This is a genomic window from Klebsiella sp. BIGb0138, from assembly GCF_004342285.1.
Lineage (GTDB): Bacteria > Pseudomonadota > Gammaproteobacteria > Enterobacterales > Enterobacteriaceae > Klebsiella.
On sequence record NZ_SMCV01000004.1, the window covers coordinates 281,346 to 304,365 of the forward strand.

At 58.6% G+C, this 23,020-nt stretch carries 14 protein-coding genes; 10 read left to right on the plus strand and 4 right to left on the minus strand.

Annotated elements, in window-relative coordinates; all coding sequences use genetic code 11:
* Positions 1–144: 144 nt before the first annotated feature.
* The 3 genes from bcsG to bcsE are packed head-to-tail and all read right to left on the minus strand — an operon-like array spanning position 145 to position 3,553.
* Positions 145–1,806: a cellulose biosynthesis protein BcsG gene (bcsG, locus tag EDF73_RS12080; RefSeq protein ID WP_132729369.1), complete on the minus strand. Its 1,662-nt coding sequence runs from the start codon at positions 1,804–1,806 to the stop codon at positions 145–147.
* Positions 1,803–2,000, minus strand: a complete 198-nt coding sequence (gene bcsF / locus EDF73_RS12085; protein WP_132729370.1) for a cellulose biosynthesis protein BcsF — start codon at positions 1,998–2,000, stop codon at positions 1,803–1,805. Before bcsF ends, bcsG begins: the two co-directional genes overlap by 4 nt.
* Complete coding sequence (gene bcsE, locus EDF73_RS12090) at positions 1,997–3,553, minus strand: cellulose biosynthesis protein BcsE (RefSeq protein ID WP_132729371.1); 1,557 nt, start codon at positions 3,551–3,553, stop codon at positions 1,997–1,999. Before bcsE ends, bcsF begins: the two co-directional genes overlap by 4 nt.
* A 168-nt stretch (positions 3,554–3,721) precedes the next feature.
* Between bcsE and bcsR the strand changes: the two genes are divergently transcribed.
* The 9 genes from bcsR to EDF73_RS12135 all read left to right on the plus strand — a co-directional run bounded on the left by bcsR (position 3,722) and on the right by EDF73_RS12135 (position 19,673).
* Positions 3,722–3,910: a cellulose biosynthesis protein BcsR gene (gene bcsR / locus EDF73_RS12095; protein ID WP_132729372.1), complete on the plus strand. Its 189-nt coding sequence runs from the start codon at positions 3,722–3,724 to the stop codon at positions 3,908–3,910.
* Between the two features lie 11 nt (positions 3,911–3,921).
* Positions 3,922–4,659, plus strand: a complete 738-nt coding sequence (bcsQ, locus tag EDF73_RS12100) for a cellulose biosynthesis protein BcsQ (protein WP_132729373.1) — start codon at positions 3,922–3,924, stop codon at positions 4,657–4,659.
* Positions 4,656–7,274 carry a UDP-forming cellulose synthase catalytic subunit gene (bcsA, locus tag EDF73_RS12105; RefSeq protein ID WP_132729374.1) on the plus strand — a complete coding sequence of 873 codons (2,619 nt, stop codon included), beginning with the start codon at positions 4,656–4,658 and terminating at the stop codon, positions 7,272–7,274. The genes bcsQ and bcsA overlap by 4 nt, the downstream gene beginning before the upstream one ends.
* Before the next feature lie 10 nt (positions 7,275–7,284).
* Positions 7,285–9,642 carry a cellulose biosynthesis cyclic di-GMP-binding regulatory protein BcsB gene (gene bcsB, locus EDF73_RS12110; protein ID WP_132729375.1) on the plus strand — a complete coding sequence of 786 codons (2,358 nt, stop codon included), beginning with the start codon at positions 7,285–7,287 and terminating at the stop codon, positions 9,640–9,642.
* A gap of 3 nt (positions 9,643–9,645) precedes the next feature.
* On the plus strand, positions 9,646–10,755 hold the full coding sequence (bcsZ, locus tag EDF73_RS12115; RefSeq protein ID WP_165905703.1) for a cellulose synthase complex periplasmic endoglucanase BcsZ: 1,110 nt from the start codon (positions 9,646–9,648) through the stop codon (positions 10,753–10,755).
* Entirely contained in the window at positions 10,737–14,216 is a 3,480-nt protein-coding gene (gene bcsC / locus EDF73_RS12120; RefSeq protein WP_132729376.1) for a cellulose synthase complex outer membrane protein BcsC, read from the plus strand. Before bcsZ ends, bcsC begins: the two co-directional genes overlap by 19 nt.
* 292 nt (positions 14,217–14,508) lie before the next feature.
* Positions 14,509–16,515: a biofilm formation regulator HmsP gene (gene hmsP / locus EDF73_RS12125; protein ID WP_207896644.1), complete on the plus strand. Its 2,007-nt coding sequence runs from the start codon at positions 14,509–14,511 to the stop codon at positions 16,513–16,515.
* A gap of 155 nt (positions 16,516–16,670) precedes the next feature.
* Positions 16,671–17,957 (plus strand): dicarboxylate/amino acid:cation symporter, encoded by a 1,287-nt coding sequence (locus tag EDF73_RS12130; protein ID WP_132729377.1) that lies wholly within the window; start codon positions 16,671–16,673, stop codon positions 17,955–17,957.
* A gap of 219 nt (positions 17,958–18,176) precedes the next feature.
* Entirely contained in the window at positions 18,177–19,673 is a 1,497-nt protein-coding gene (locus EDF73_RS12135) for a pitrilysin family protein (RefSeq protein ID WP_132729378.1), read from the plus strand.
* 162 nt (positions 19,674–19,835) lie between these two features.
* Here the strand turns inward: EDF73_RS12135 and EDF73_RS12140 are convergent, their stop codons facing one another.
* Positions 19,836–20,765: a sugar kinase gene (locus EDF73_RS12140; RefSeq protein ID WP_132729379.1), complete on the minus strand. Its 930-nt coding sequence runs from the start codon at positions 20,763–20,765 to the stop codon at positions 19,836–19,838.
* A gap of 194 nt (positions 20,766–20,959) precedes the next feature.
* Here EDF73_RS12140 and EDF73_RS12150 point away from each other — a divergent pair, with 194 nt between their 5' ends.
* The gene (locus EDF73_RS12150; RefSeq protein ID WP_132729380.1) at positions 20,960–23,011 is read left to right on the plus strand and encodes an AsmA family protein; all 2,052 of its coding nucleotides are present in this window, start codon (positions 20,960–20,962) and stop codon (positions 23,009–23,011) included.
* The last annotated feature ends 9 nt before the right edge of the window (positions 23,012–23,020 follow it).

The window sequence follows — 23,020 nt, forward strand, 5'->3', positions numbered from 1 at the left end:
ATATTCTTCCGCGCGCGCTGTCACATCTGTTTTTATCGGGGGGAAGGGAATTGCCGGCAACAAGAAGAGAGGGGGGAGCGGCGGAGGGATGGCGATGTATTGGTTTGAACAGGCCGCAAGGAGGAACCTTGCGGCCTGTTGGGATTACTGCGGGTACGGAACCCAGCTTCCGCCGTTGAGCTGGACGTAAGGCTTGCCTTGATACTGGATGACAATGGCGTTGGCGTTTTCCGATACCGCCGCGCTTTGCGGCAGATTGGCGGTGTACTGCTGCCAGTCAACGTTGTCTTCGGTAAACATCTTGCCGTCCAGCGCGCGAACCACCAGTTCAGAGATCGCCAGGTAGCTGGTCGGCCGATCGATGATCACCGGGCTGCCCTGATGCGGCGCCTTCATACCGAAGAATTTCACCGCCGTCGGAACGTGGGTAATTGACGGGCTGGGGATATCGCGCAGACCAGAAACCTGCATTTTGTCGCCCTTCAGCGCCCCGCCGTGCTCCGGCACGACCACCACCATCACTTTACGACCCGATTTTTCCAGTTCGGTAAAGAAACTGTCCAGCTCGTCGAAGAGTTTCTGCGCGCGCACTTTGTAATCCGCGGTTTTGCTCTGCCCCGGGAAGTGGTTGCCGTCGTGCAGCGGCAAGGTATTGTAGAAGGTGGCGGTACGCGGCGTATTCTGTTTCTCCAGGGTTTGCAGCCAGCGGTTCAGGGTCGCCTGGTCGTCGTAGACCGGCGAGCCGTCGAAACCTTGTAAAATCACCGGCAGGCCGGTCTGATCCATCAGCGGGCTTTGCATACCGCCGAGGGAACGCAGCTCTTTCAGGAAGTCGCCGAACTGACCGTTGTGGCCCAGCATCAGCTGCTGGGCGAAGCCAAGTTTCGCCAGGTTTTCGAACAGGTAGCAGTCGCTACCCGACGGCTGATACAGGTTGGTATGCGACAGCTGACCGCAGCTGGCGCGCAGCAGGCGAACCGCCGCCGGGCCGCTGTAAGAGGTCGCCGAGTTAAAGTTTTTGAACACGATATCGAAGTGCTTCCATAGCGGATGATCCATCAGCCCGGCGGCTTCAATATCTGACCATGACAGGGAGCAAATGTTGATAATCAGCAGATCGAACGGTTGGGCGTCGGCAGGCAGCTGCTCCGGGAACGGCGTTTTACGTTTCTGTTCCGTCGCATAGAAGGTGTTGAGCCAGTTGCTCAGATTTGCTGAGGTTGGCGGTTCGCTTTGCGGGGGAATATCGCTATTGGCCGCGGCGGCGGTTGCCGGAGCCGCCGGATTCGCGGTGGTTGCCGCGGCGACCGTCGGTTGGCCCGCAGGCCATAGCGTAAAGGCCGGAAGCAGAGGGCTGATAGCGAGCCAGACCATGACGATGGAGACCAGTACCGTCACCCGTAGCCACTGGCTGAGGAACAGCCACAGCACCAGCAGCAAGAAGAAGGCGCCGACCATATTCCAGTTAATAAAGCGGGTCACCAGATCCCAGAGATAATCGGCGCTGAAGCCGGCAAGCTGCGAGCCCTGGGTGAGAATGCTTTCCGGTCCCGGCAGCCAGGTGTCATGCCAGAACAGCCCGATACCGAGGGGAATGGCAATCCAGTGGCGCAGGCGGTGCAGCGAATATTGAGGCAGCGGAACCAGCAAAAACGCGAGAAACACCAGGTTCAGCATTGGGTGAAAATTAAGATATCCCGCCCAGAGCAGCGCAAACTTTACCAGGAAGTAAAGATTCCATCCGCCCAGGCCGCGCCAGTACTGCCAGAGAGGGAGCGGCGTAGCGTTAGTTTTAGGAGTCGTCATTTGTTCGGTTTGCCTTGCTGAGTTGGTGCTTCCCGGCGTAATACGCCAGCCGGTTTGACATAACGGGGTTTAAAGAACATCAAGCGTAAAGTGGTGCGAATACGGCGCTGGTAATGGCGCGTCAGGTATCCCAACGGAAAAAACAACAGGGCGCATAATACAACCAGCTGCATAATATCGCTGATGGACATCATGACGTTTGCTCCCGGTCAGTAAAGAGGCGATGCGGTTCAGGAACCCGCCGCCAGCTGCGCCCGTCATGGGTCGCATTGATGGCTTCGTTCTTCTCCATGCTAATCGGCAGCGGCGTGGTCCATTGATCCGGCGCGATCCCGCGCATCAGGATGATTTCTGAAGTGATCTGCTTATCTTCAAACCAGATCATGCGGTTGGAAAATATATCGCCGGTCGGTAAAGGGAAAATATGGTTTAACGCGGTATCGAGATCGTTAACCCGGCAAAACGACAAAAACAGCACCAGCCGGTTATTGCCGATGGTCATAATATCGCCCATCCGGTTTGGTCGGCACAGGGTTAGCGCCTGTTCGACGCGCAGCCCCGGCGCCGGGCGTAATGCGACCATCACGCCCTTGCTATCCGCCGGCAGCATGGTGTTGGCCATAATGTTATGCACGGCTTCGCAGAAGGCATCCCATTTCTGATAGCCGCGCAGCTTAAGCGGCTGGCTCCAGGTGAGGAGGGTGGCGAAATCGTCCGGGATGTGCCGGGTAAACTTCTGGTTCTGCACGCTTTCAATCAGCGTCAGGCAGCGCGAAAGCGGCGCGCTGGACGGTATCACCATATTCGCGCCGCTGCTCAGCAACAGACGCTCATCGGTCGCGCGCAGGCTGGGCGTCTGCTCGCGCACCACAATTTTTAATGCGCTGCCGCGCTGGTGACGCAGGGTGTGGATATAGCGCCCGAGCTGTTCAATCTGCTCGTTCTGGGTGATGGAAAAGAGCAGCGTCGCCGCCTGCGCCGTTCGCCCCGCGTTGAACACGGCGTCGTTGGTATCAAACAGCGTCCAGTATTCAGAAAGCGGCGGAGCCCCTTCCAGTACCCGCAGGTTGCTCAGCACCGCTTTTTCATCGCTGCGCGGCTGCACGAGTTTCTCTTCGTCCTGCGCCAGCCGCCAGCCGTCTTCAGCCTGTAAAATGGTGAGCTGTTGCTGGGCGCTCATTCCTTTTTCACTGCCCCACCAGGCAATATCAAATAGAAAGCTGTCGCCCTGATAACGGATACTGGCAAGACCGGAAAGGGCACGATGCTCGCGTAATAAGGGGGAAAGTTGCCGGTCGACGTCATTACCTGAATTAAGAATTAATAAGCAGCATTTATGATATTTAGCCCAACGCTGAGATTTTTCTACCCATTCGCATAATTTTTCACTTTTTATGTTTTGCCAGGCATTTTCTGCACCCAGAAGAATAAACAAATAATTGCCAGGATCGACAGAGCACAGCAGGTCACGATGCATTTCTGCCAGCCCTTCCGCATGGTTCGGCATGGTAAATAACGCTATTTTTTCCGGGCCGTGAGATTTATTTAATGATATGATTTTATTTGGTTTATCACCCATCACGATGGCCGCGACCTGACTCTCTTTGTCCTGGGCTGCCAGGGTCTGATTAAGCAGACTGACCGCATCGGCATAGCGATCGACGTTGAGCCACCAGACACCCCCAACGGGCATATGGCAAACTTCGTCCCATAATGATGAAATACCTAAAGTATAAACGATATTCACGTCGTTCCTCGCGCGCCCTGATTCATACTGGATCAGTTTACTAGCGAAAGCGTCAGAGTAAACCTAACATTGAAATTAAAGGGTATCAGTTTTAGCATATATAGGTGATTTGAGAATGAGCCTTTTACACCTCGGGTTTTATTTATGTGTTTTTGAATGGATAGAGAAATGCCGGGAAAAGAGCCTGTAGTACCCTCAGACGCCACGCTGGGTTATACCTTTCAAAATGATTTCCTGGCCTTAAGCCGGGCATTTTCCCTGCCCGATATTGATTACCACGACATTTCCCGACGCGAGCAATTAGCCGCGGCGCTGAAACGCTGGCCGTTATTGGCCGAACTCGCAGAGAAAAAGTAAGGACGCCGTCGATGGCCATTCTTGGATTACAGGGGATACGCGGTGGCGTCGGCACCACGTCGATTACCGCTGCATTAGCCTGGGCGTTACAGCTCCTCGGTGAGACGGTACTGGCGATCGACACCAGCCCGGACAATATGCTGCGCTTTTTTTTCAACGTCGACGCGAGCCATCGCGACGGCTGGGCGCGTTCGCTGATTGACGGGCGCGACTGGCGTGATGCCGGTATTCGCTATACCTCGCATATCGATATTTTGCCCTTTGGCCAGCTTACGCCGGGCGAAAGAGAGAATATCGATAGGCTCTATCCGACGCTGGAACCGATCGTCGGGATGGTGCGGAAGCTGGCGGAGCAGGGCGATCATCGCTGGCTGCTGCTGGATTTAGCGGACGGTTTTTCCCCGCTGACCCGTTCGTTGCTTAGCGCCTGCGATCGTACGCTGGTGGTGGTGCACCCGGATGGCAATAGCCACATTCGCCTGCATCAACAGGCGCTGGCGGCGAATGGCGATATTCTGATCAACGATCTGCGCGTCGGCAGCCAGCTGCAGGAAGATTTATACCAGCTATGGCTGGAGAGCCAGCGCCGTATTTTGCCGGTCACCGTCCACCGCGATGAGGCGATGGCGGAGTGCCTGGCGGCGAAGCAACCGCTGGGAGAATATCGTCAGGACTCGCTGGCGGCGGAAGAGATCCTCACGCTTGCCAACTGGTGCTTACTGCACTATTCCCGCCAGGAGGCGCAATGATGCGCCTGAGCACCCTGCTGCTGGCGCCTCCGGTCGCAGCACGCCTGAGCGAGCGCTACAACGACTATCGTCAGCACGGCGCGTCGCGGCTGTCGGCAACGCTGGGGTGCCTGTGGGTGTCGCTGGTGTGGGCGCTGATGCCGCTGGAAACCCCGCGTTGGCAGGCGATTCTGGCAAACCATGGCCGCTATTTTCCGCATATTAATCCCCATCGTCCGCGGCCGTTGGATCCCCTTCGCTATCTGCTGCAATCCCTGTGGCTGCTGGCGACGCGGGTACCTGAAGCGGATAAAAAGGCCAACTGGCGAACGCTGGCGGCGCTGGAAGGCGTACACGGGCGCTACGCGCAGTGGCTGGATAAACTGCCCGAGCGGGTGAACGCCGGCAGCGGCCATCTCGATAAACACAAAGAGCTGGCGCATCTTAACCCGCGGTTGCGCAAGGCGATTCTCGGCGTGGTGGTCTTTTTCTCGCTGGTGCTGGCGCTGCTGTGTATTACCCAGCCGTTTAATCCGCTATCGCAGTTTATTTTCCTGCTGCTGCTGTGGGGCGTGGCGCTGCTGGTGCGGCGTATACCGGGGCGTTTCTCGGCCCTGATGCTGATTGTTCTCTCGCTGACCGTCTCCTGCCGCTACATCTGGTGGCGCTACACCTCAACGCTGAACTGGGACGATCCCGTAAGCCTGGTGTGCGGCCTCGTACTGCTGTTTGCCGAAACCTATGCCTGGATAGTGCTGGTGCTGGGCTATTTCCAGGTGGTATGGCCGCTGAATCGCCAGCCGGTGCCGCTACCAAAAGAGATGGCCGGGTGGCCGACGGTGGATATTTTCGTGCCCACCTATAACGAAGACCTGAGCGTGGTGAAAAATACCATTTACGCCTCGCAGGGGATCGACTGGCCGAAAGACAAACTCAATATCTGGATCCTTGATGACGGCGGCCGCGAAGAGTTCCGCCAGTTCGCGAAAGATGTCGGCGTGCATTATATCGCCCGTACCACCCATGAACATGCGAAGGCCGGGAACATCAACCATGCGCTGAAATACGCCAAAGGCGAGTTCGTGTCGATCTTTGACTGCGACCACGTGCCGACGCGCTCATTCCTGCAGATGACGATGGGCTGGTTTCTGAAAGAGAAAGAGCTGGCGATGATGCAGACGCCGCACCACTTCTTCTCTCCGGATCCGTTTGAACGCAACCTTGGCCGTTTTCGTAAGACGCCGAACGAAGGCACCCTGTTTTACGGCCTGGTGCAGGACGGGAACGACATGTGGGACGCCACCTTCTTCTGCGGTTCATGCGCGGTCATCCGGCGCGGGCCGCTGGATGAGATTGGCGGTATCGCCGTTGAAACGGTGACCGAAGATGCGCACACCTCCCTGCGTCTGCACCGCCGCGGTTATACCTCCGCCTATATGCGTATTCCGCAGGCCGCCGGGCTGGCGACCGAGAGCCTGTCGGCGCATATCGGTCAGCGTATTCGCTGGGCGCGCGGCATGGTGCAGATTTTCCGCCTGGATAACCCGCTGTTGGGTAAAGGGCTGAAGCTGGCGCAGCGGATCTGTTACGTCAATGCGATGATGCACTTCTTATCCGGTATCCCCCGGCTGATCTTCCTGACCGCACCGTTGGCATTTTTACTGCTGCACGCCTATATCATCTATGCCCCGGCGCTGATGATCGCGCTGTTTGTCCTGCCGCATATGATTCACGCCAGCCTGACGAACTCGAAGATTCAGGGGAAATACCGTCACTCTTTCTGGAGCGAAATCTACGAAACGACGCTGGCGTGGTATATCGCGCCGCCGACCTTTGTCGCGCTGATTAATCCGCACAAAGGCAAGTTCAACGTGACGGCGAAGGGCGGGCTGGTGGCCGACGAGTATGTCGACTGGGTGATTTCCCGACCTTATATCTATCTGGTGCTGCTGAACCTCTTCGGCGTGGCGGCCGGCATCTGGCGGTTTATGTACGGCCCGGAAAACGAAATCCTGACCGTCTGGGTGAGTATTGTCTGGGTATTTTATAACCTGATTATTCTCGGCGGTGCGGTGGCGGTATCGGTGGAAAGCAAACAGGTCCGCCGTTCGCATCGTGTGGAAATGAGCATGCCCGCAGCGATTGCCCGCGAAGATGGCCACCTGTTCTCCTGTACCGTCCATGACTATTCCGATGGCGGGCTGGGGATCAACATTCACGGTAAGGCGCAGGTGCTGGAAGGGCAGCAGGCGAAGCTGCTGCTCAAACGCGGACAGCAGGAGTATGTCTTCCCGGTACGGGTCGCGCGCGTGAATGGCAGCGAAGTCGGTCTGCAGCTGATGCCGTTGACCAATCAGCAACATATTGATTTTGTGCAGTGTACATTTGCCCGCGCCGATACGTGGGCGCTTTGGCAGGATAGCTTCCCGGAAGATAAGCCGATGGAAAGCCTGCTGGATATCCTGAAACTGGGGTTCCGTGGATATCGTCACCTGGCGGAGTTCTCGCCGCCGTCGGTGAAGGTTATTTTCCGCTCGCTCACCACGCTGGTTGCCTGGATAGTCTCGTTTGTTCCCCGCCGGCCTGAACGCGCCGCGGCGAAACTCTCTTCCGCACCAGAAATGGCTCAACAATGATGATAATACGATGAAAAGAAAACTCTCCTTGATTTGTGCAGTGGCGGTGGCAATGGCTGGTTGGTACCCCTTCGCATCTTATGCGGAGCCCACGACAACCGCGGCTCCGGCAGCCGCCGCGACAGCGCCGGCTGCCGGCATGCTGACGGCTCCGACGCCGCAGATTGCCGATAGCCAACCTGCGGCAACCGTGGTTGACCCCGCGGCGCCGGTGGTGGTGACGGAGAATGTCCCAACCCGCGACGTGAAGCTCTCTTTCGCGAAAATTGCCCCGCCTCCGGGCAGTATGGTACTGCGCGGCGCGCATCCCGACGGCGCGGTGGAGTTTGGCATGCGCAGCGACGAGGTGGTCACGAAAGCCCTGCTGAATCTCGAGTATACGCCGTCGCCTTCGCTGCTGCCGGTTCAGTCACAGCTGAAGGTTTACCTCAACGACGAGCTGATGGGCGTACTACCGGTCACCAAAGAGCAGCTGGGTAAGAAAGTCAGTGCGCAGATCCCTGTCGACCCGCTGTATATCACCGACTTTAACCGCCTGCGGCTGGAGTTTGTCGGCCATTACCGCGATGTGTGTGAGAACCCGGCCAGCAGCACCCTGTGGCTGGACGTCGGGCGTAACAGCAACCTGGATTTGACCTACCAGGCGCTGGCAGTGCGTAACGACCTGTCGCATTTCCCGGTGCCGTTCTTCGACGCCCGGGACAACCGACCGCTGACGTTACCGATGGTCTTTGCTGGGGCGCCGGATACGCAGCAACAGCAGGCGGCGGCGATCGTCGCCTCGTGGTTCGGCAGTAAGGCCGGCTGGCGCGGTCAGCAGTTCCCGGTCTATTTCAATGAACTACCGGATCGCAACGCCATTGTTTTTGCGACCAACGACAAACGCCCGGCGTTCCTGCGCGAACATCCGCCGGTGAAGGCGCCGACCATCGAAATGGTTGACCATCCGCATAACCCGTACGTGAAACTGCTGGTGGTCTTTGGGCGCGACGATAACGATCTGCTGCTGGCGGCAAAGGGGATTGCGCAGGGCAATATTCTGTTCCGCGGCAGCAGCGTGGTGGTGGATGGCGTCAAAGTGCTGCAGGCGCGTAAACCTTACGATGCGCCGAACTGGGTGCGTACCGACCGTGAGGTGACGTTTGGCGAACTGAAAACCTACGAACAGCAGCTGCAGTCCAGCGGTCTGGTTCCGGATTCGATTAACGTGGCGCTGAATTTACCGCCGGACCTCTATCTGCTGCGTGCTAACGGCATTGATATGCGGTTGAACTATCGCTACACCATGCCGCCGATGAAAGACAGCTCACGCATGGATATCAGCCTTAACGATCGGTTCCTGCAATCGTTTAGCCTCAATAGCTCTCAGGACGTCAATAAGCTGATATTGCGTCTGCCGGTGCTGCAGGGGCTGCTGGACGGCAAAGCGGAAGTGAATATCCCGGCGCTACGTCTGGGGGCGATGAACCAGTTACGTTTCGATTTCCAGTACATGAACCCGATGCCGGGCGGCTCCATCGACAACTGCATTACCTTCCAGCCGGTACAGAACCACGTGGTGATTGGCGACGACTCCACGATCGACTTCTCGAAGTATTACCACTTTATCGCCATGCCGGACCTGCGCGTGTTTGCCAACGCAGGCTTCCCGTATAGCCGGATGGCCGATCTGTCCGACACTCTGATTGTGGTGCCAAAGACGCCGACTCAGGGTCAGGTGGCGACGCTGCTGGAATCCGTTGGCGGCATCGGTGCGCAGACCGGCCTGGCGGCTATCAATCTGCAAATGACCGACGATGGCAGCAAGATTAAGGATAAAGATGCCGATCTGCTGCTGATTGGTTCGATTCCGCCAGCGCTGAAGGACGAGAGCAAGATTACCCTGCTGGTAGACGCGACCAGGAGCTGGGTGAAAATGCCGATGCGTCATTACGACCTGCCGAGCATTTACCCGGATGATGACGCCCGGGCGCCGAATACGCGTACCGATATCACCTCTTCGGGGCCGATGGCGGCCATTATCAGCTTCCAGTCGCCGTATCACGATCAGCGCAGCGTCGTGGCCCTGCTGGCGGATAGCGCCCGCGGCAACGAACTGTTGAATGAGGCCCTGAACGATAGCGGCAAACGGGCGGCGATGTTTGGCTCTGCCGCGGTTATTCGTGAATCCGGCGTCAACAGCCTGCGCGTAGGCGATGTGTATTATGTCGGCCACCTGCCGTGGTTTGAACGCATCTGGTTTGCCCTCGCCAACCATCCGGTGCTGCTGGCCATTCTGGCGGCGGTCAGTATCGTGCTGCTGGCGTGGGTGCTGTGGCGCATGCTGCGTATTGTCAGCCGCCGTCGTCTCCACCTGGATGATGAGTAAATCATGATGAACGCGGTACGCGGAGTCATCCTGACAGTCCTGATGCTGGCGGCGGCGCAGGCGAGCGCCGCCTGTCAGTGGCCGGCCTGGGAGCAATTTAAAAAAGAGTACGTGAGTGCGCAAGGGCGCGTGGTTGACCCCAGCGATCCGCGAAAAATCACCACCTCTGAAGGGCAAAGCTATGCCCTGTTCTTTGCGCTGGCGGCCAACGATCGCGCTGGCTTCGGTAAGCTGTTCCAGTGGACGCAGAACAACCTCGCGGCGGGCGATCTGCGCGCGCACCTGCCGGGCTGGCTGTGGGGTAAGAAAAGCGAGGACGAGTGGACCCTGCTGGATAGCAACTCCGCTTCTGATTCCGATTTATGGACCGCCTGGTCGCTGCTGGAAGCCGGACGTTTGTGGCAGATGCCGCAGTACACCGAGGTAGGCAAGGCGCTGCTGTCGCGTATTGCGGCTGAGGAAGTGGCGAATGTGCCCGGGCTGGGGCCGCTGGTGCTGCCTGGAAAGGTCGGTTTTGCTGACGATAAAGGCTGGCGCTTTAATCCCAGCTATCTCCCGCCGCAGCTGGCCAGCTACTTTACCCGCTTCGGCGCCCCCTGGCCGAAAGTCCGTGACAGCAACTTACGGTTACTGCTGGAGACGGCGCCCAAAGGCTTTTCTCCCGACTGGGTGCGTTACGAAAAAGGCCAGGGCTGGCAGCTGAAAGCGGACAAACCGATCGTCGGCAGCTATGACGCCATTCGCGTCTATTTGTGGGTCGGTATGCTGGATGCCGGTGATAAGCAGAAGGCGCGACTGGTGGAGCGTTTTAAACCGATGGCGGCGCAGACTCTCCGCCAGGGCGTGCCGCCGGAAAAAGTGAATATTGCCAGCGGTAAAACCAGCGGTCATGGCCCGGTCGGCTTCTCGGCGTCGGTACTGCCATTTTTGCAAGATGACGATGCGCGGGCCATTCAGCGCCAGCGCGTCGCCGATAACTATCCCGGTGCGGACGCTTACTACAGCGCAGTCCTGACCCTTTTCGGCCAGGGATGGGATCAACATCGTTTTCGCTTCACCGCGGGTGGCGAATTACGACCTGACTGGGACCAGGAATGCGCAAGTTCAGATTAAGTATTATCACGCTATCCCTGGGTATCGGTCTGCTGCCGCTGGCGCAGGCTGCGACGACGCCTGCTCAGGAGCACTTGCTGGAACAGGTTCGCCTGGGCGAGGCGAGTCATCGTGAAGATCTGGTTAAGCAATCGCTGTACCGCCTGGAGCTGATTGACCCGAATAATCCCGGGTTGATTGCCGCGCGGATGCGCTATCTGCTGCGCCAGGGCGATACCGCTGAGGCGAAAAAACAGCTCGATAAGCTGGCAAAGCTGGCTCCGGACTCACCGGAGCTACAGGCCTCACGCAGTGAAATGAACCTCAACACTAACGACGGACGTCAGGAGCTACAGCAGGCCCGTCTGCTGGGCGTCTCGGGACGGGTGGAAGAAGGGGTGGCCGCTTTCGAAAAATTGTTCGGCGGCGTCCCCCCCGATCAAACCCTGGCGATTGAATACTGGGCGCTGGTGGCGCGTCTGCCGGCGCGGCATAAAGAAGCCGTCGCGCAGTTGCAGAAACTGGATGCCCGTAGTCCAGGCAATGCCGATCTGCAGGCGGCGCTGGCTAAACAGATGTTTGCTGACGATAAGCCGAAAGAAGGCTTTGCTTATTTAGAGCAGATGGCGCGCTCGGCCGCTGGCCGCGGTACCGCGGCCGATATGTGGCTTGACGAAATAAAAGAGATGCCGGTTAGCCGTGATAGCGTGCAGGCGTTGCAACGTTTTCTGCTGCTCTTCACCACCGGCGCCTCGGCGGCGGATGCCCGGGTGCTGCTCGATCGGCAGCAGGCGCAGCTGCAGGACCCGGCATTCCGCACCCGCTCGGAAGGGCTGGCGGCGGTCAGGAACGATCGTTCCACCCGGGCGGTGGCCGATTTACAGCGGGCGATCCGCACCGATGCCAAAGATAGCGATGCCGTGGGGGCGTTGGGCCAGGCTTATTCACAGCGCGGCGACAGGGCCCGCGCCGTGGCCCAGCTGAGTAAAGCGATCGCCATGGACCCGGATAACCCGAGCCGTGGCAAATGGAACAGCCTGCTGCAGACCAACCGCTACTGGCTGTTGATCAAGCAGGGCGATAGCGCGCTGAAAGCCGGGCAGCTGGCGCAGGCGCAAAACTATTACGCGCAGGCGCAGCGGGTGGATAATACCGACAGCTATGCGCTCCTTGGGCTCGGCGATGTTGCCGCGGCGCGCAAAGATAATGCCGCCGCAGAGCGCTACTACCAGCGCACATTGCGTATGGATCGCGACAACAGCCTGGCGGTGCGCGGGCTGGCTAACCTGTATCGGGCGGAATCCGCGGACAAAGCCAGCGCCTTTATCGCCGGCTTACCCCCCGCCCAGCGACGCAGCATTGACGATATTGAACGTAGCCTGACCAACGAGCGGCTGGAGAAACAGGCTGAAGCGCTGGAAAGCCAGGGAAACTGGGCGCAGGCGGCGGAAGTGCAGCGTCGGCGTCTGGCGCTTGATCCGGATAGCGTCTGGATAACCTACCGTTTGTCCCGTGATTTGGTTAGCGCAGGCGAGCAGGCACAGGCCGATACGCTGATGCGCAATATGGTCAACCGCAGGCCCGGCGATGCCGAGCGCGTGTATGCCTGGGGACTGTATTTATCCGCGAACAACCAGGACGATATGGCCCTTGCGCAGATTCACACTCTGCCGCGCGGTCAGTGGACGGATAATATCCGTGAGCTGGAGGCGCGACTGCAAAGCGATAAAGTGTTGCGTCAGGCCAACCTGCTGCGCGATAGCGGGCAGGAAGCTCAGGCCATCGCATTGATTAAGCAGCAGCCGCCCTCGGTGCGCTACGCCCTGACCCTCGCGGACTGGGCGCAGCAGCGCGGCGATAGCCAGACGGCGATTGCCCAATACCGCGCGGTATTGCATCAGGAGGCAAACAACGGCGATGCCCGTCTGGGGCTGGCGGAAGTCTATCTCGCCGCGGGCGACGACTCTGCCGCGCGTGCGCAGGTCGCACAGCTGAAAGGCGGAGAGAACGATTCAATCAATATGCAGCGGCGGGTGGCGCTGGCCAAAGCCGGCTTTGGTGATACCGCCGGGGCGCAGCAAATCTTCAACCGCATCATCCCGCAGGCAAAAGCGCAGCCGCCGTCCATGGACAGTGCGCTGGTGCTGCGCGACGCGGCGCGTTTCCAGGCCCGCAGCGGCCAGCCGCAGCGGGCGCTGGAGAGTTACAAAGACGCGCTGGTGGCCTCCGGAGTGGCCCCGGCTCGTCCGCAGGATAACGACGCCTTGACCCGCCTGACCCGCAACGACAGCAGCGATGACTGGTTGAAGCGCGGGATCCGCAGCGATGCCGCGGATCTTTATCGCCAGCAGGATCTGAACGTCACCCTCGAACATGACTTCTGGGGATCCAGCGGCACCGGCGGCTATTCCGACCTGAAAGCGCATACCACCATGCTGCATGTGGACGCCCCGCTTGCCGATGGCCGAATGTTCTTGCGTACCGACCTGGTGAATATGGATGCCGGCCGCTTCTCAACTCACAGCGACGGCAGCTATTCCCCGAGCTGGGGCACCTGTGGCGAAATTGCCTGCACCAGCGGCAGCAAGAACCAGAGCGACGGTGGGGCCAGCGTCGCGGTGGGCTGGAAGAATGATACCTGGAGCGGCGATATCGGCACCACACCGATGGGTTTCAACGTGGTCGATGTGGTGGGGGGAGTGAGCTACAGCGACGATCTCGGGCCGGTCGGTTATACCCTGAATATGCACCGTCGACCGATTTCCAGCTCCCTGCTGGCTTTTGGCGGGCAGAAAGACAGCAGCAGCCATACCGGGAAAACCTGGGGTGGCGTGCGTGCCGACGGCGGTGGCATCAGCCTGAGTTACGACAAGGGCGAGGCCAACGGCGTGTGGTCTTCTCTGGGCGCCGATCGGCTCACGGGGAAAAACGTGGCGGACAACTGGCGCGTGCGCTGGATGACCGGGTATTACTATAAGCTTATCAACGAAGATAACCGTCGCGTCACCGTCGGCCTGAACAACATGCTCTGGCACTATGACAAAGACCTCAGCGGCTACACTCTGGGACAGGGCGGCTACTACAGCCCGCAGGAGTACGTCTCGTTCGCGGTGCCGGTTACCTGGCGTCAGCGCAGCGAAAGCTGGTCATGGGAGCTGGGCGGTTCCGTCTCCTGGTCCCATTCGCGGACCCAAACTCAGGCGCGCTATCCACTGCTGAACCTGATCCCCTCAGAGTACCGCGCTGATGCGAGTCAGCTAACGGAAGAGGGCAGCAGCAGCCACGGCTTTGGCTATACCGCCCGGGCGCTGGTTGAACGGCGGGTCACCGGCAACTGGTTTGTTGGCGCGGCGGTGGATATTCAGCAGGCGAAGGACTATACCCCGAGCCACGCGCTGCTCTACGTTCGCTACTCGGCCTCCGGCTGGCAGGGCGATATGAATATGCCGCCGCAGCCGCTGGTCCCCTATGCTGATTGGTAGCAGATTAGGCTGAATTACGCGATCGGGCGTCACTCCACCCGCCTGTTCGCGTATACTCGTCATACTTCGAGTCGCCGAGGTATAGCGCCTGCGCTCGCGATCGGCCCGTTGGTGGGCCTTTGCTCCTCCGGGGCCAGCGTCAGCGCTGTTCAACAACGCCTGAGTCGTTTGCGTCCTGCGACGCGAACGCGTTTGAGTATATAATCAGCCTGCTGCGGGGCGCCCCAGCGGATAAAGACCGGCGTTGATGGATCCGGGCCGGACATGCGTTAAGTATCAGTGGAGAACACAGTTGCGCGTCAGCCGTTCACTTACAATTAAACAGATGGCGATGGTCGCGGGCGTGTCCATGGCGTTTGTATTGGTTTTTTGCTCCATTTTGTTGTTTCACTTTGTGCAACAGAGTCGCCTCACCACGGCCACGCAATTAGAAAGTATCGCTCGTTCCGTTCGCGAACCGCTGTCAGCGGCTATCCTGAAAGCGGATATTCCCGAAGCGGAAGCCATTCTGGGCCATATTCAGCCTGCTGGTATCGTCAGCCGGGCGGATGTCGTTTTGCCAAATCAATTTCAGGCGCTGCGGATGCGCTTTATCCCTGAGCGTCCGGTGCCGGTGATGATCACCCGCATTTTCGAACTGCCGGTACAGATATCGCTGCCGATTTACTCGCTGGAGAGACCGGCCAACCCGCAGCCGCTCGCCTATCTGGTGCTGCAGGCCGACTCATACCAGACCTACAAATTTGTCATGAGCGTCCTTTCCACGTTAGTGACCGCTTACTTCTTGCTGGTGCTGATGCTGACGGTCGCCATCACCTGGTGCATCAACCGCCTGATTGTCCGTCCGCTGCGTAAAGTCGCCCGTGAACTCAACGATCTGCCGCAGCAGGCGCGCCTCGGGCACCAGCTGACAGTGCCGCGGCTGCACCATGATGATGAAATTGGCCTGCTGGTGCGGAGCTATAACCGCAACCAGCAGACCCTGCTGCGCCTGCATGATGAGCTTTCTTTGCAATCCACCCGTTTCCCGGTTTCCGAGCTGCCGAATAAAGCGTTTTTGATGGCGCTGCTGGAGCAGACGGTCGCCCGGCCGCAAACGTCAGCCCTGCTGGTCATCGCCTGCGAAACCTTGCAGGACACGGCGGGCGTGCTGAAAGAGACCCAGCGGGAGATACTGCTGCTGACTCTGGTGGAAAAGCTACGAGAAATTATCCCCTCGCGAATGGTGCTGGCTCAGATCAGCGGGTATGACTTTGCGATTCTGGCCCATGGGATGAGCGAGCCGTGGCAGGCGGTGACATTGAGTAAGCAAGTACTCACTGTCATAAATGAACGGCTGCCGTTGCACGGTATCCAGCTACGGCCCTGCGCCAGCGTGGGAATTGCGATGTTTAATGGCGAACTGAGCGCGGAGCAGCTCTATCGCCGGGCATTTTCCGCCGCTATCGCCGCGCGACGCAAAGGCAAAAATCAGATTGAGTTTTTTGACCCGGAGCAGATGGAAAAAGCCCAGCGTCGGCTGATGGAGGAGCACGATATTCTGACGGCGCTGGATAATCATCAGTTTGCTATCTGGCTACAGCCGCAGGTGGATACCGCCAGCGGCGAGGTCTGCGGGGCGGAAGTGCTGCTGCGTCAACGCCAGGCCGACGGTAGTTGGGCGCTGCCGGCAAATCTGATTGAACGTATTGAAACCTGCGGACTGATGGTGCCGGTCGGCTACTGGGTGATGGAAGAGGCCTGCCGCCAGCTTGCCGCCTGGCAAAGCCGCGGCATTATGCTGCCGCTGTCGGTGAATGTCTCACTGCTACAGCTGCTGCACCACGATCGTGGCGCCGAGATGCTGGCGTTACTGGCACGTTACCGTATCGCTCCCGGCACGCTGGTGCTGGAAATCACCGAAAGCCGTCGGCTGGACGATCCGCAGATGGTCGTGTCCCTGCTGCGTCCGCTGCGTGACGCCGGGGTTCGTATCGCCCTGGATGACTTTGGCATGGGCTACGCGGGTTTGCGTCAGCTCCAGCATATGAAATCGCTGCCGGTCGACATCCTGAAAATCGACAAGGCCTTCATCGATATGTTGCCCGACGATACCAGCATGGTCCCGGCGATTATCCAGCTGGCGCGTGGCCTGAAGCTGCGTATTGTTGCCGAAGGGGTTGAAAATCAGGCGCAGCATCTGTGGCTGAAGGAGGCCGGCGTCGAGGTTGTTCAGGGCTATCTGTTTGGCGGCGCCTTAGCGCAGGAGGCGTTTACGGCGCACTTTTTCCCGGCGAATGAAGAGGGTGCAAGTCTGTAATCGGCTGCGGACTTGTGCGAGTCAGCTCAAAGTTTTTAACAATTCCGTTGCATTTTCGCGGTTAGTTATTTCTGAAATGTTTCCCTGGTGTTACTTTTAAGCCACAGACGACATATACCCCTTCAAGGTCTGTGGTTATACCCAAAGGACACCCTATGAAAACCTCTCTCTTCAAAAGCCTCTATGTGCAGGTTTTGTCGGCCATTGCGATCGGTATTCTGCTGGGCCATTTCTACCCGGAACTGGGCGCGCAGATGAAACCTCTCGGCGATGCCTTCGTTAAACTGATAAAAATGGTGATTGCACCGGTTATCTTCTGTACTGTTGTGACGGGGATTGCCGGGATGGAAAGCATGAAGGCCGTTGGCCGTACCGGCGCGGTGGCGCTACTTTACTTCGAAGTTGTCAGCACCATCGCGCTGATTATCGGTCTGATTATTGTTAACGTGGTGCAACCCGGCGCCGGAATGAACGTTGACCCGGCGACCCTGGACGCCCATGCGGTGGCGGTCTACGCCGAGCAGGCAAAAGAACAGGGGATTGTCGCCTTCCTGTTGGATATTATCCCCGGCAGCGTCATCGGCGCCTTTGCCAGTGGCAACATTCTTCAGGTGCTGATGTTTGCCGTGCTGTTTGGTTTTGCGCTGCATCGTCTGGGCAGTAAAGGCCAGCTCATTTTTAACGTCATTGAAAGCTTCTCGCAGGTGATCTTCGGCATCATCAACATGATCATGCGCCTCGCGCCGATCGGCGCCTTTGGGGCCATGGCCTTTACCATCGGTAAATATGGCGTCGGCACCCTGGTGCAACTGGGCCAGCTGATCGTCTGCTTCTATATCACCTGTATCCTGTTCGTGGTGGTGGTACTGGGCTCTATCGCCCGGGTGACCGGCTTTAGTATCTTCAAGTTTATCCGCTATATCCGCGAAGAGCTGCTGATTGTGCTTGGGACGTCCTCGTCTGAGTCGGCGCTGCCGCGCATGCTGGATAAAATGGAGAAGCTGGGCTGTCGTAAATCGGTGGTTGGGCTGGTTATTCCCACCGGTTACTCCTTTAACCTCGATGGGACATCGATCTACCTGACGATGGCGGCGGTGTTCATTGCCCAGGCGACCAACAGCCATATGGATATCTTCCATCAGGTCACTCTGCTGGTGGTGCTGCTGCTCTCTTCTAAAGGGGCGGCTGGCGTGACGGGGAGCGGCTTTATCGTGCTGGCGGCGACCATTTCGGCGGTCGGGCATTTACCGGTAGCCGGTCTGGCGCTGATTCTCGGGATTGACCGCTTTATGTCTGAAGCACGTGCGCTGACCAATCTGGTCGGTAACGGCGTCGCGACGATCGTGGTGGCGAAATGGGTCAAAGAGCTGGATAGCCAGCAGCTGGATGATGTCCTGAATAACCGCGTTCCGGCGAACAAATCGCACGAATTATCCTCTTAAATCCTTCTGTTAGGCCCGTTGTCCTTGCTGGACTCCGGGCTCCTGCGCATAATTAGGTATCATTCCTCCGGGTGGGGGAATGATACGAAATGATTATTTTACGTCTCCGTGCGACATTTTCATCTCCGCGTGGTCTAACCGACGTACTTCGTTCACCATATTTTTGGCAGCCCGCTTGTGGGTTGCTTTTGTAACCAGGAATGTTCATCAGGGGTTCACATGCAGGGCACAAAAATTCGACTGTTAACGGGTGGTTTGCTGATGATGGCAGCAGCCGGTTATGTGCAAGCAGAAGCGCTCCAGCCGGACCCGGCCTGGCAACAGGGGACTCTCGCGAACGGACTCCAGTGGCAGGTTTTAGCGACACCGCAGCGTCCCAGCGATCGTATTGAAGTCCGTCTGTTAGTGAATATCGGCTCGCTGAGCGAAAGCACTCAGCAGAGCGGCTTTAGCCACTTTATCCCGCGCCTGGCATTGACGCAAAGCGGCAGTCTGCCGACGATGCAGGCCCGTTCGCTGTGGCAGCAAAGCATCGACCCCGCTCGCCCGCTTCCGCCGGCGCTGGTCTCATATAGCTACACCATGTTTAATCTCAGCCTGCCGAATAACCGCAACGACCTGCTGAAAGAGGCGTTGAGCTGGCTGTCGGATACCAGCGGCAATCTGTCGGTGACCCCGGAAGCCGTGAATCACGCCCTGCAGGGCGAGGATATGGTGGCGACCTGGCCGCTGGACACCAAAGAGGGCTGGTGGCGCTATCGTCTGAAAGGCTCCACCATGCTGGGCCACGATCCCGCCGCTCCGCTGAAAAAGCCGGTCGATGTTGAGCAGCTGAAAGCGTTTTATCAGAAATGGTACACCCCGGATGCGATGACGCTAATCGTGGTGGGGAATGTTGATAGCCGCAGCGTGGCGGAGCAGATCAACAAAAACTTCGGTGAGCTGAAAGGCAAACGCGAAACGCCGGCGGCGGTGCCGACGCTGGCGCCGTTACCGACGACGCCGGTCAGCATTATGACCAATACGGTGCGTCAGGATAAGCTGTCGATCATGTGGGATTCCCCATGGCAGCCGATTCGTGACTCGGTTGCGCTGCAGCGCTACTGGCGTGATGACCTTGCGCGCGAGGCGCTGTTCTGGCACGTGCAGCAGAACCTGAGCCGAAGCAACATCAAAGACGTGAGCCTCGGCTTTGATTGCCGGGTGCTGTATCAGCGCGCGCAGTGCGCCATCAATATTGAATCCCCGGGCAATAAACTCAACGCTAATCTGACCGCCGTCTCCCGCGAGCTGGCGAAAGTGCGTGATAATGGCTTGCCGCAGGAGGAGTTCGATACCCTGATTGCGCAGAAGAACCTGGAGCTGCAAAAGCTGTTTGCGACCTATGCGCGCACCGACACCGATATCCTGATCAGCCAACGTATCCGTTCGTTGCAAAACCAGGTGGTGGATATCGCCCCGGAGCAGTATCAGAAGCTGCGTCAGGAGTTCCTGGATTCGCTGACCGTCGATATGCTGAACCAGTATCTGCGTCAACAGCTGTCGCAGGATATGGCGCTGGTGCTGCAACAGCCGCAGGGTGAGCCGGAATACAACATGAAGGAGTTGAAGGCGACCTGGGAGAAACTGATGATGCCCGTCCCTGCGCCGGCAACCGGCAGCAGCGATACGGCCGAGGCGCATAGCGAGGTGACGGATATTGCGCCTGCGCAGTAAGCAGCGGCAATCTCCGGTCTGCATAGGGCGACCGGGAAGCTCCCGGGCGGCGGGGTAACCCCTGGCCCGGGCGACATACTACATATACATACGGCACCGGTCGTAGCCCCGCCAGGCGCAGCGCCAGCGGGGGAGGCTGGCGAACGACGCGCGATCCCAGGACTACTTCGGCATTGCGTCACGCGGGATAATCGCCCCACGATACTGAATGACCGTACTGGCGGTCAGGTGGCCGCGTCTGGCGGCAGATTCCGCGTCACCGCCGGTCAGGCGTACGGCCAGATAGCCGGCGCTAAACGAATCGCCCGCGGCGGTGGTATCCACGACGCGCTCTTTGGGCAGCGTCACCGCCGGGACGTCCAGCAGCGGCTGGCCGGCAATCGCCACCAGACATGAATCCGCGCCGCGTTTTACCACCACTTCTTCTACGCCTGCGGCATGAGTACGGGCAATCACTTCATCGACCGGTTTCTCCCCCCATAGCGCATCTTCGTCATCCAGCGTCAGGCAGGCGATATCGGTGCAGGCCAGCATCTGCCGATAGACTTCGCGAGTCTCTTGCTGGCTGGCCCACAGGCGCGGACGGTAGTTATTGTCAAAAATCACCTTCCCGCCGTTAGCACGGCATTCGCGCAGCAGGGTCAGCAGCTTTTCACGACTGGCCGGGCTGAGGATGGCGAGGCTGATCCCGCTGAGATAGAGATAATCAAAGGTCGCCAGCTCTTCGCAGATCGCCGCGGACTGCTCGCTCTCCAGCCAGAATTTGGCCGCGGCCTCGTTGCGCCAGTAGTAAAACGTCCGCTCGCCGCTGTCGTCGGTTTCGATGTAGTACAGCCCCGGTAAACGATCCGTCATCCGCTGAATCAGGTCAGTTTGCACATTTTCATGCTGCCAGGCGTCCAGCATCTGCTGGCTGAATGCATCCGTGCCTAACGCCGTGACGTAATGGACGGCGAGGGCGTTGGCGTCGGTCTGACGCGCAATATAGACGGAAGTGTTTAAGGTATCGCCGCCAAATCCGCGGTTAACCGCCGCGTTTTTCTCTGACAGCTCAATCATACATTCGCCAATGACGGCAATTTTTTTAGACATAGTCATGACCTGAGATGGAATCGAAATTAGCGCTAGTGTGCGCTGCGCCGTTTTTATGGTCAACCATATTAAAACATCGTTCCATTATTTTTTTGACCTGACGCGCGTAATGTGACGAAAAACGCATTTGTCAGAGCAAGATGCGCTTTTCAACTATATTCAGGACTGACGAGACGCAAAGGAGTGGAGAGGGGATGACCAGAACCCGTAAAACGATTGCCATTATCTCGGGGACGATAATCTTACTGATTGTTCTGTTTTTTATCGTACTGGCGACCTTTGACTGGAATCGCCTGAAGCCGACGATTAATCAGAAGGTCTCCGCGGAGCTGAACCGGCCGTTTGCGATTCGCGGCGACCTGGGCGTGGTCTGGGAGCGTCAGGCCGGCGAACGCGGCTGGCGCAGCTGGATCCCGTGGCCGCACGTCCACGCCGAAGATATTATTCTCGGTAACCCGCCGGAGATCCCACAGGTCACGATGGTGCACTTGCCGCGCGTCGAAGCTACCCTGGCGCCGCTGGCGTTGCTCAGCAGAACGGTATATCTGCCGTGGATTAAGCTGGAGCAACCCGATGCCCGCCTGATTCGACTGTCAGAAAAAAATAATAACTGGACCTTTAATCTGGCCTCGGACAGCGCTTCCGCCAGCGGGAATCCGCCTTCCAGCTGGTCCTTCCGGCTGGATAATATTCTGTTCGATCGCGGGCGGATCGCCATTGATGACAAGGTGACGCGCGCGGATATTACGATCGCGGTCGATCCGCTCGGCAAGCCGCTGCCCTTTAGCGAAGTGACCGGCGAAAGCGGCAGCAGCGCTTCGCCAAAAGCCAGCGACTACGTTTTCGGCCTGCAGGCGAAGGGAACCTGGCGCGGAGAACCTCTCTCCGGGGACGGTAAAATCGGCGGCATGCTGGCCCTGCGCAGCGAGGGAACGCCGTTCCCGCTGCAGGGGGATTTCCGCTCCGGCAATACCCGGGTCGCCTTCACCGGTACGGTCAGCGATCCGCTTAATCTCGGCGGCGTCGATCTCCGGCTGAAGTTCTCCGGGGATTCGCTAGGGGACCTTTACGATCTGACCGGCGTGGTGCTGCCCGATACGCCGGCCTTCTCGACCGATGGCCACCTGCGCGCCACGTTTAATGACAACAAGGGCTCGCGCTTCGCCTATCGCGATTTTAATGGCCGTATTGGCAATAGCGACATTCATGGCTCTCTGACCTATACCACCGGCAAACCACGACCGAAGCTGGCAGGCGATGTGACCTCACGCCAGCTGCGGCTGGTGGACTTAGGGCCATTGATTGGCGTTAACCCGGGGGGCAAAGCCAGCAGCAGCGAGCGGCGTAAAGGCGAGTCGTCGCCGCAGCCCGTGGGGAAGGTGTTGCCCTACGATCGTTTCGCTACCGATAAATGGCAGCTGATGGATGCCGATGTGCGCTTTAAGGGTGGGCGGATTGAACATGGCGGCACGTTGCCGATTAGCGACCTTTCTACCCATGTGATCCTTGAACGGGGTGACCTGCGCCTGCAGCCGCTGCGCTTTGGCCTGGCGAACGGTACTATCGCCGGCACGCTCCATCTCCAGGGCAATAAGAAACCGATGCAGGGGGAAGCCAACCTGCAGGCGCGGCGGCTGAAGCTGAAGGCCCTGATGCCGAAGGTGGAGATGATGCAGAAGACCCTCGGAGAGATGAATGGCGACGTGCAGTTGCGCGGTACCGGCAATTCGGTGGCGGCGCTGTTGGGTAACAGCAACGGCAATCTGAAGCTGCTGATGAACGATGGCCTGATTAGCCGCAACCTGATGGAAATCCTCGGCCTGAACGTGGGGAACTATGTTATCGGGCAGATTTTTGGCGACGATGAGGTGCGGGTGAACTGCGCAGCGGCAAACCTCAATGTGGTTAACGGCGTGGCGCGGCCACAGATTTTCGCCTTTGATACCGAAAATGCGCTGATTAACGTGACCGGAACCGCCAGCTTTGCTTCGGAGCAGCTTGATCTGACCATCGACCCGGAGAGCAAGGGATTGCGTATTATTACGCTGCGCTCCCCGCTGTATGTCCGTGGGACCTTTAAATCGCCAGAAGCCGGCGTGAAGGCCGGTCCGCTGATTGCTCGCGGGGCGGTCGCGGCGGCACTGGCGACTTTGGTCACCCCGGCGGCGGCGCTGCTGGCGCTGGTGTCGCCGGCAGAAGGCGATGCGAATCAGTGTCGGACGATTTTGTCACAGATGAAAAAATAGGTGGGCGGA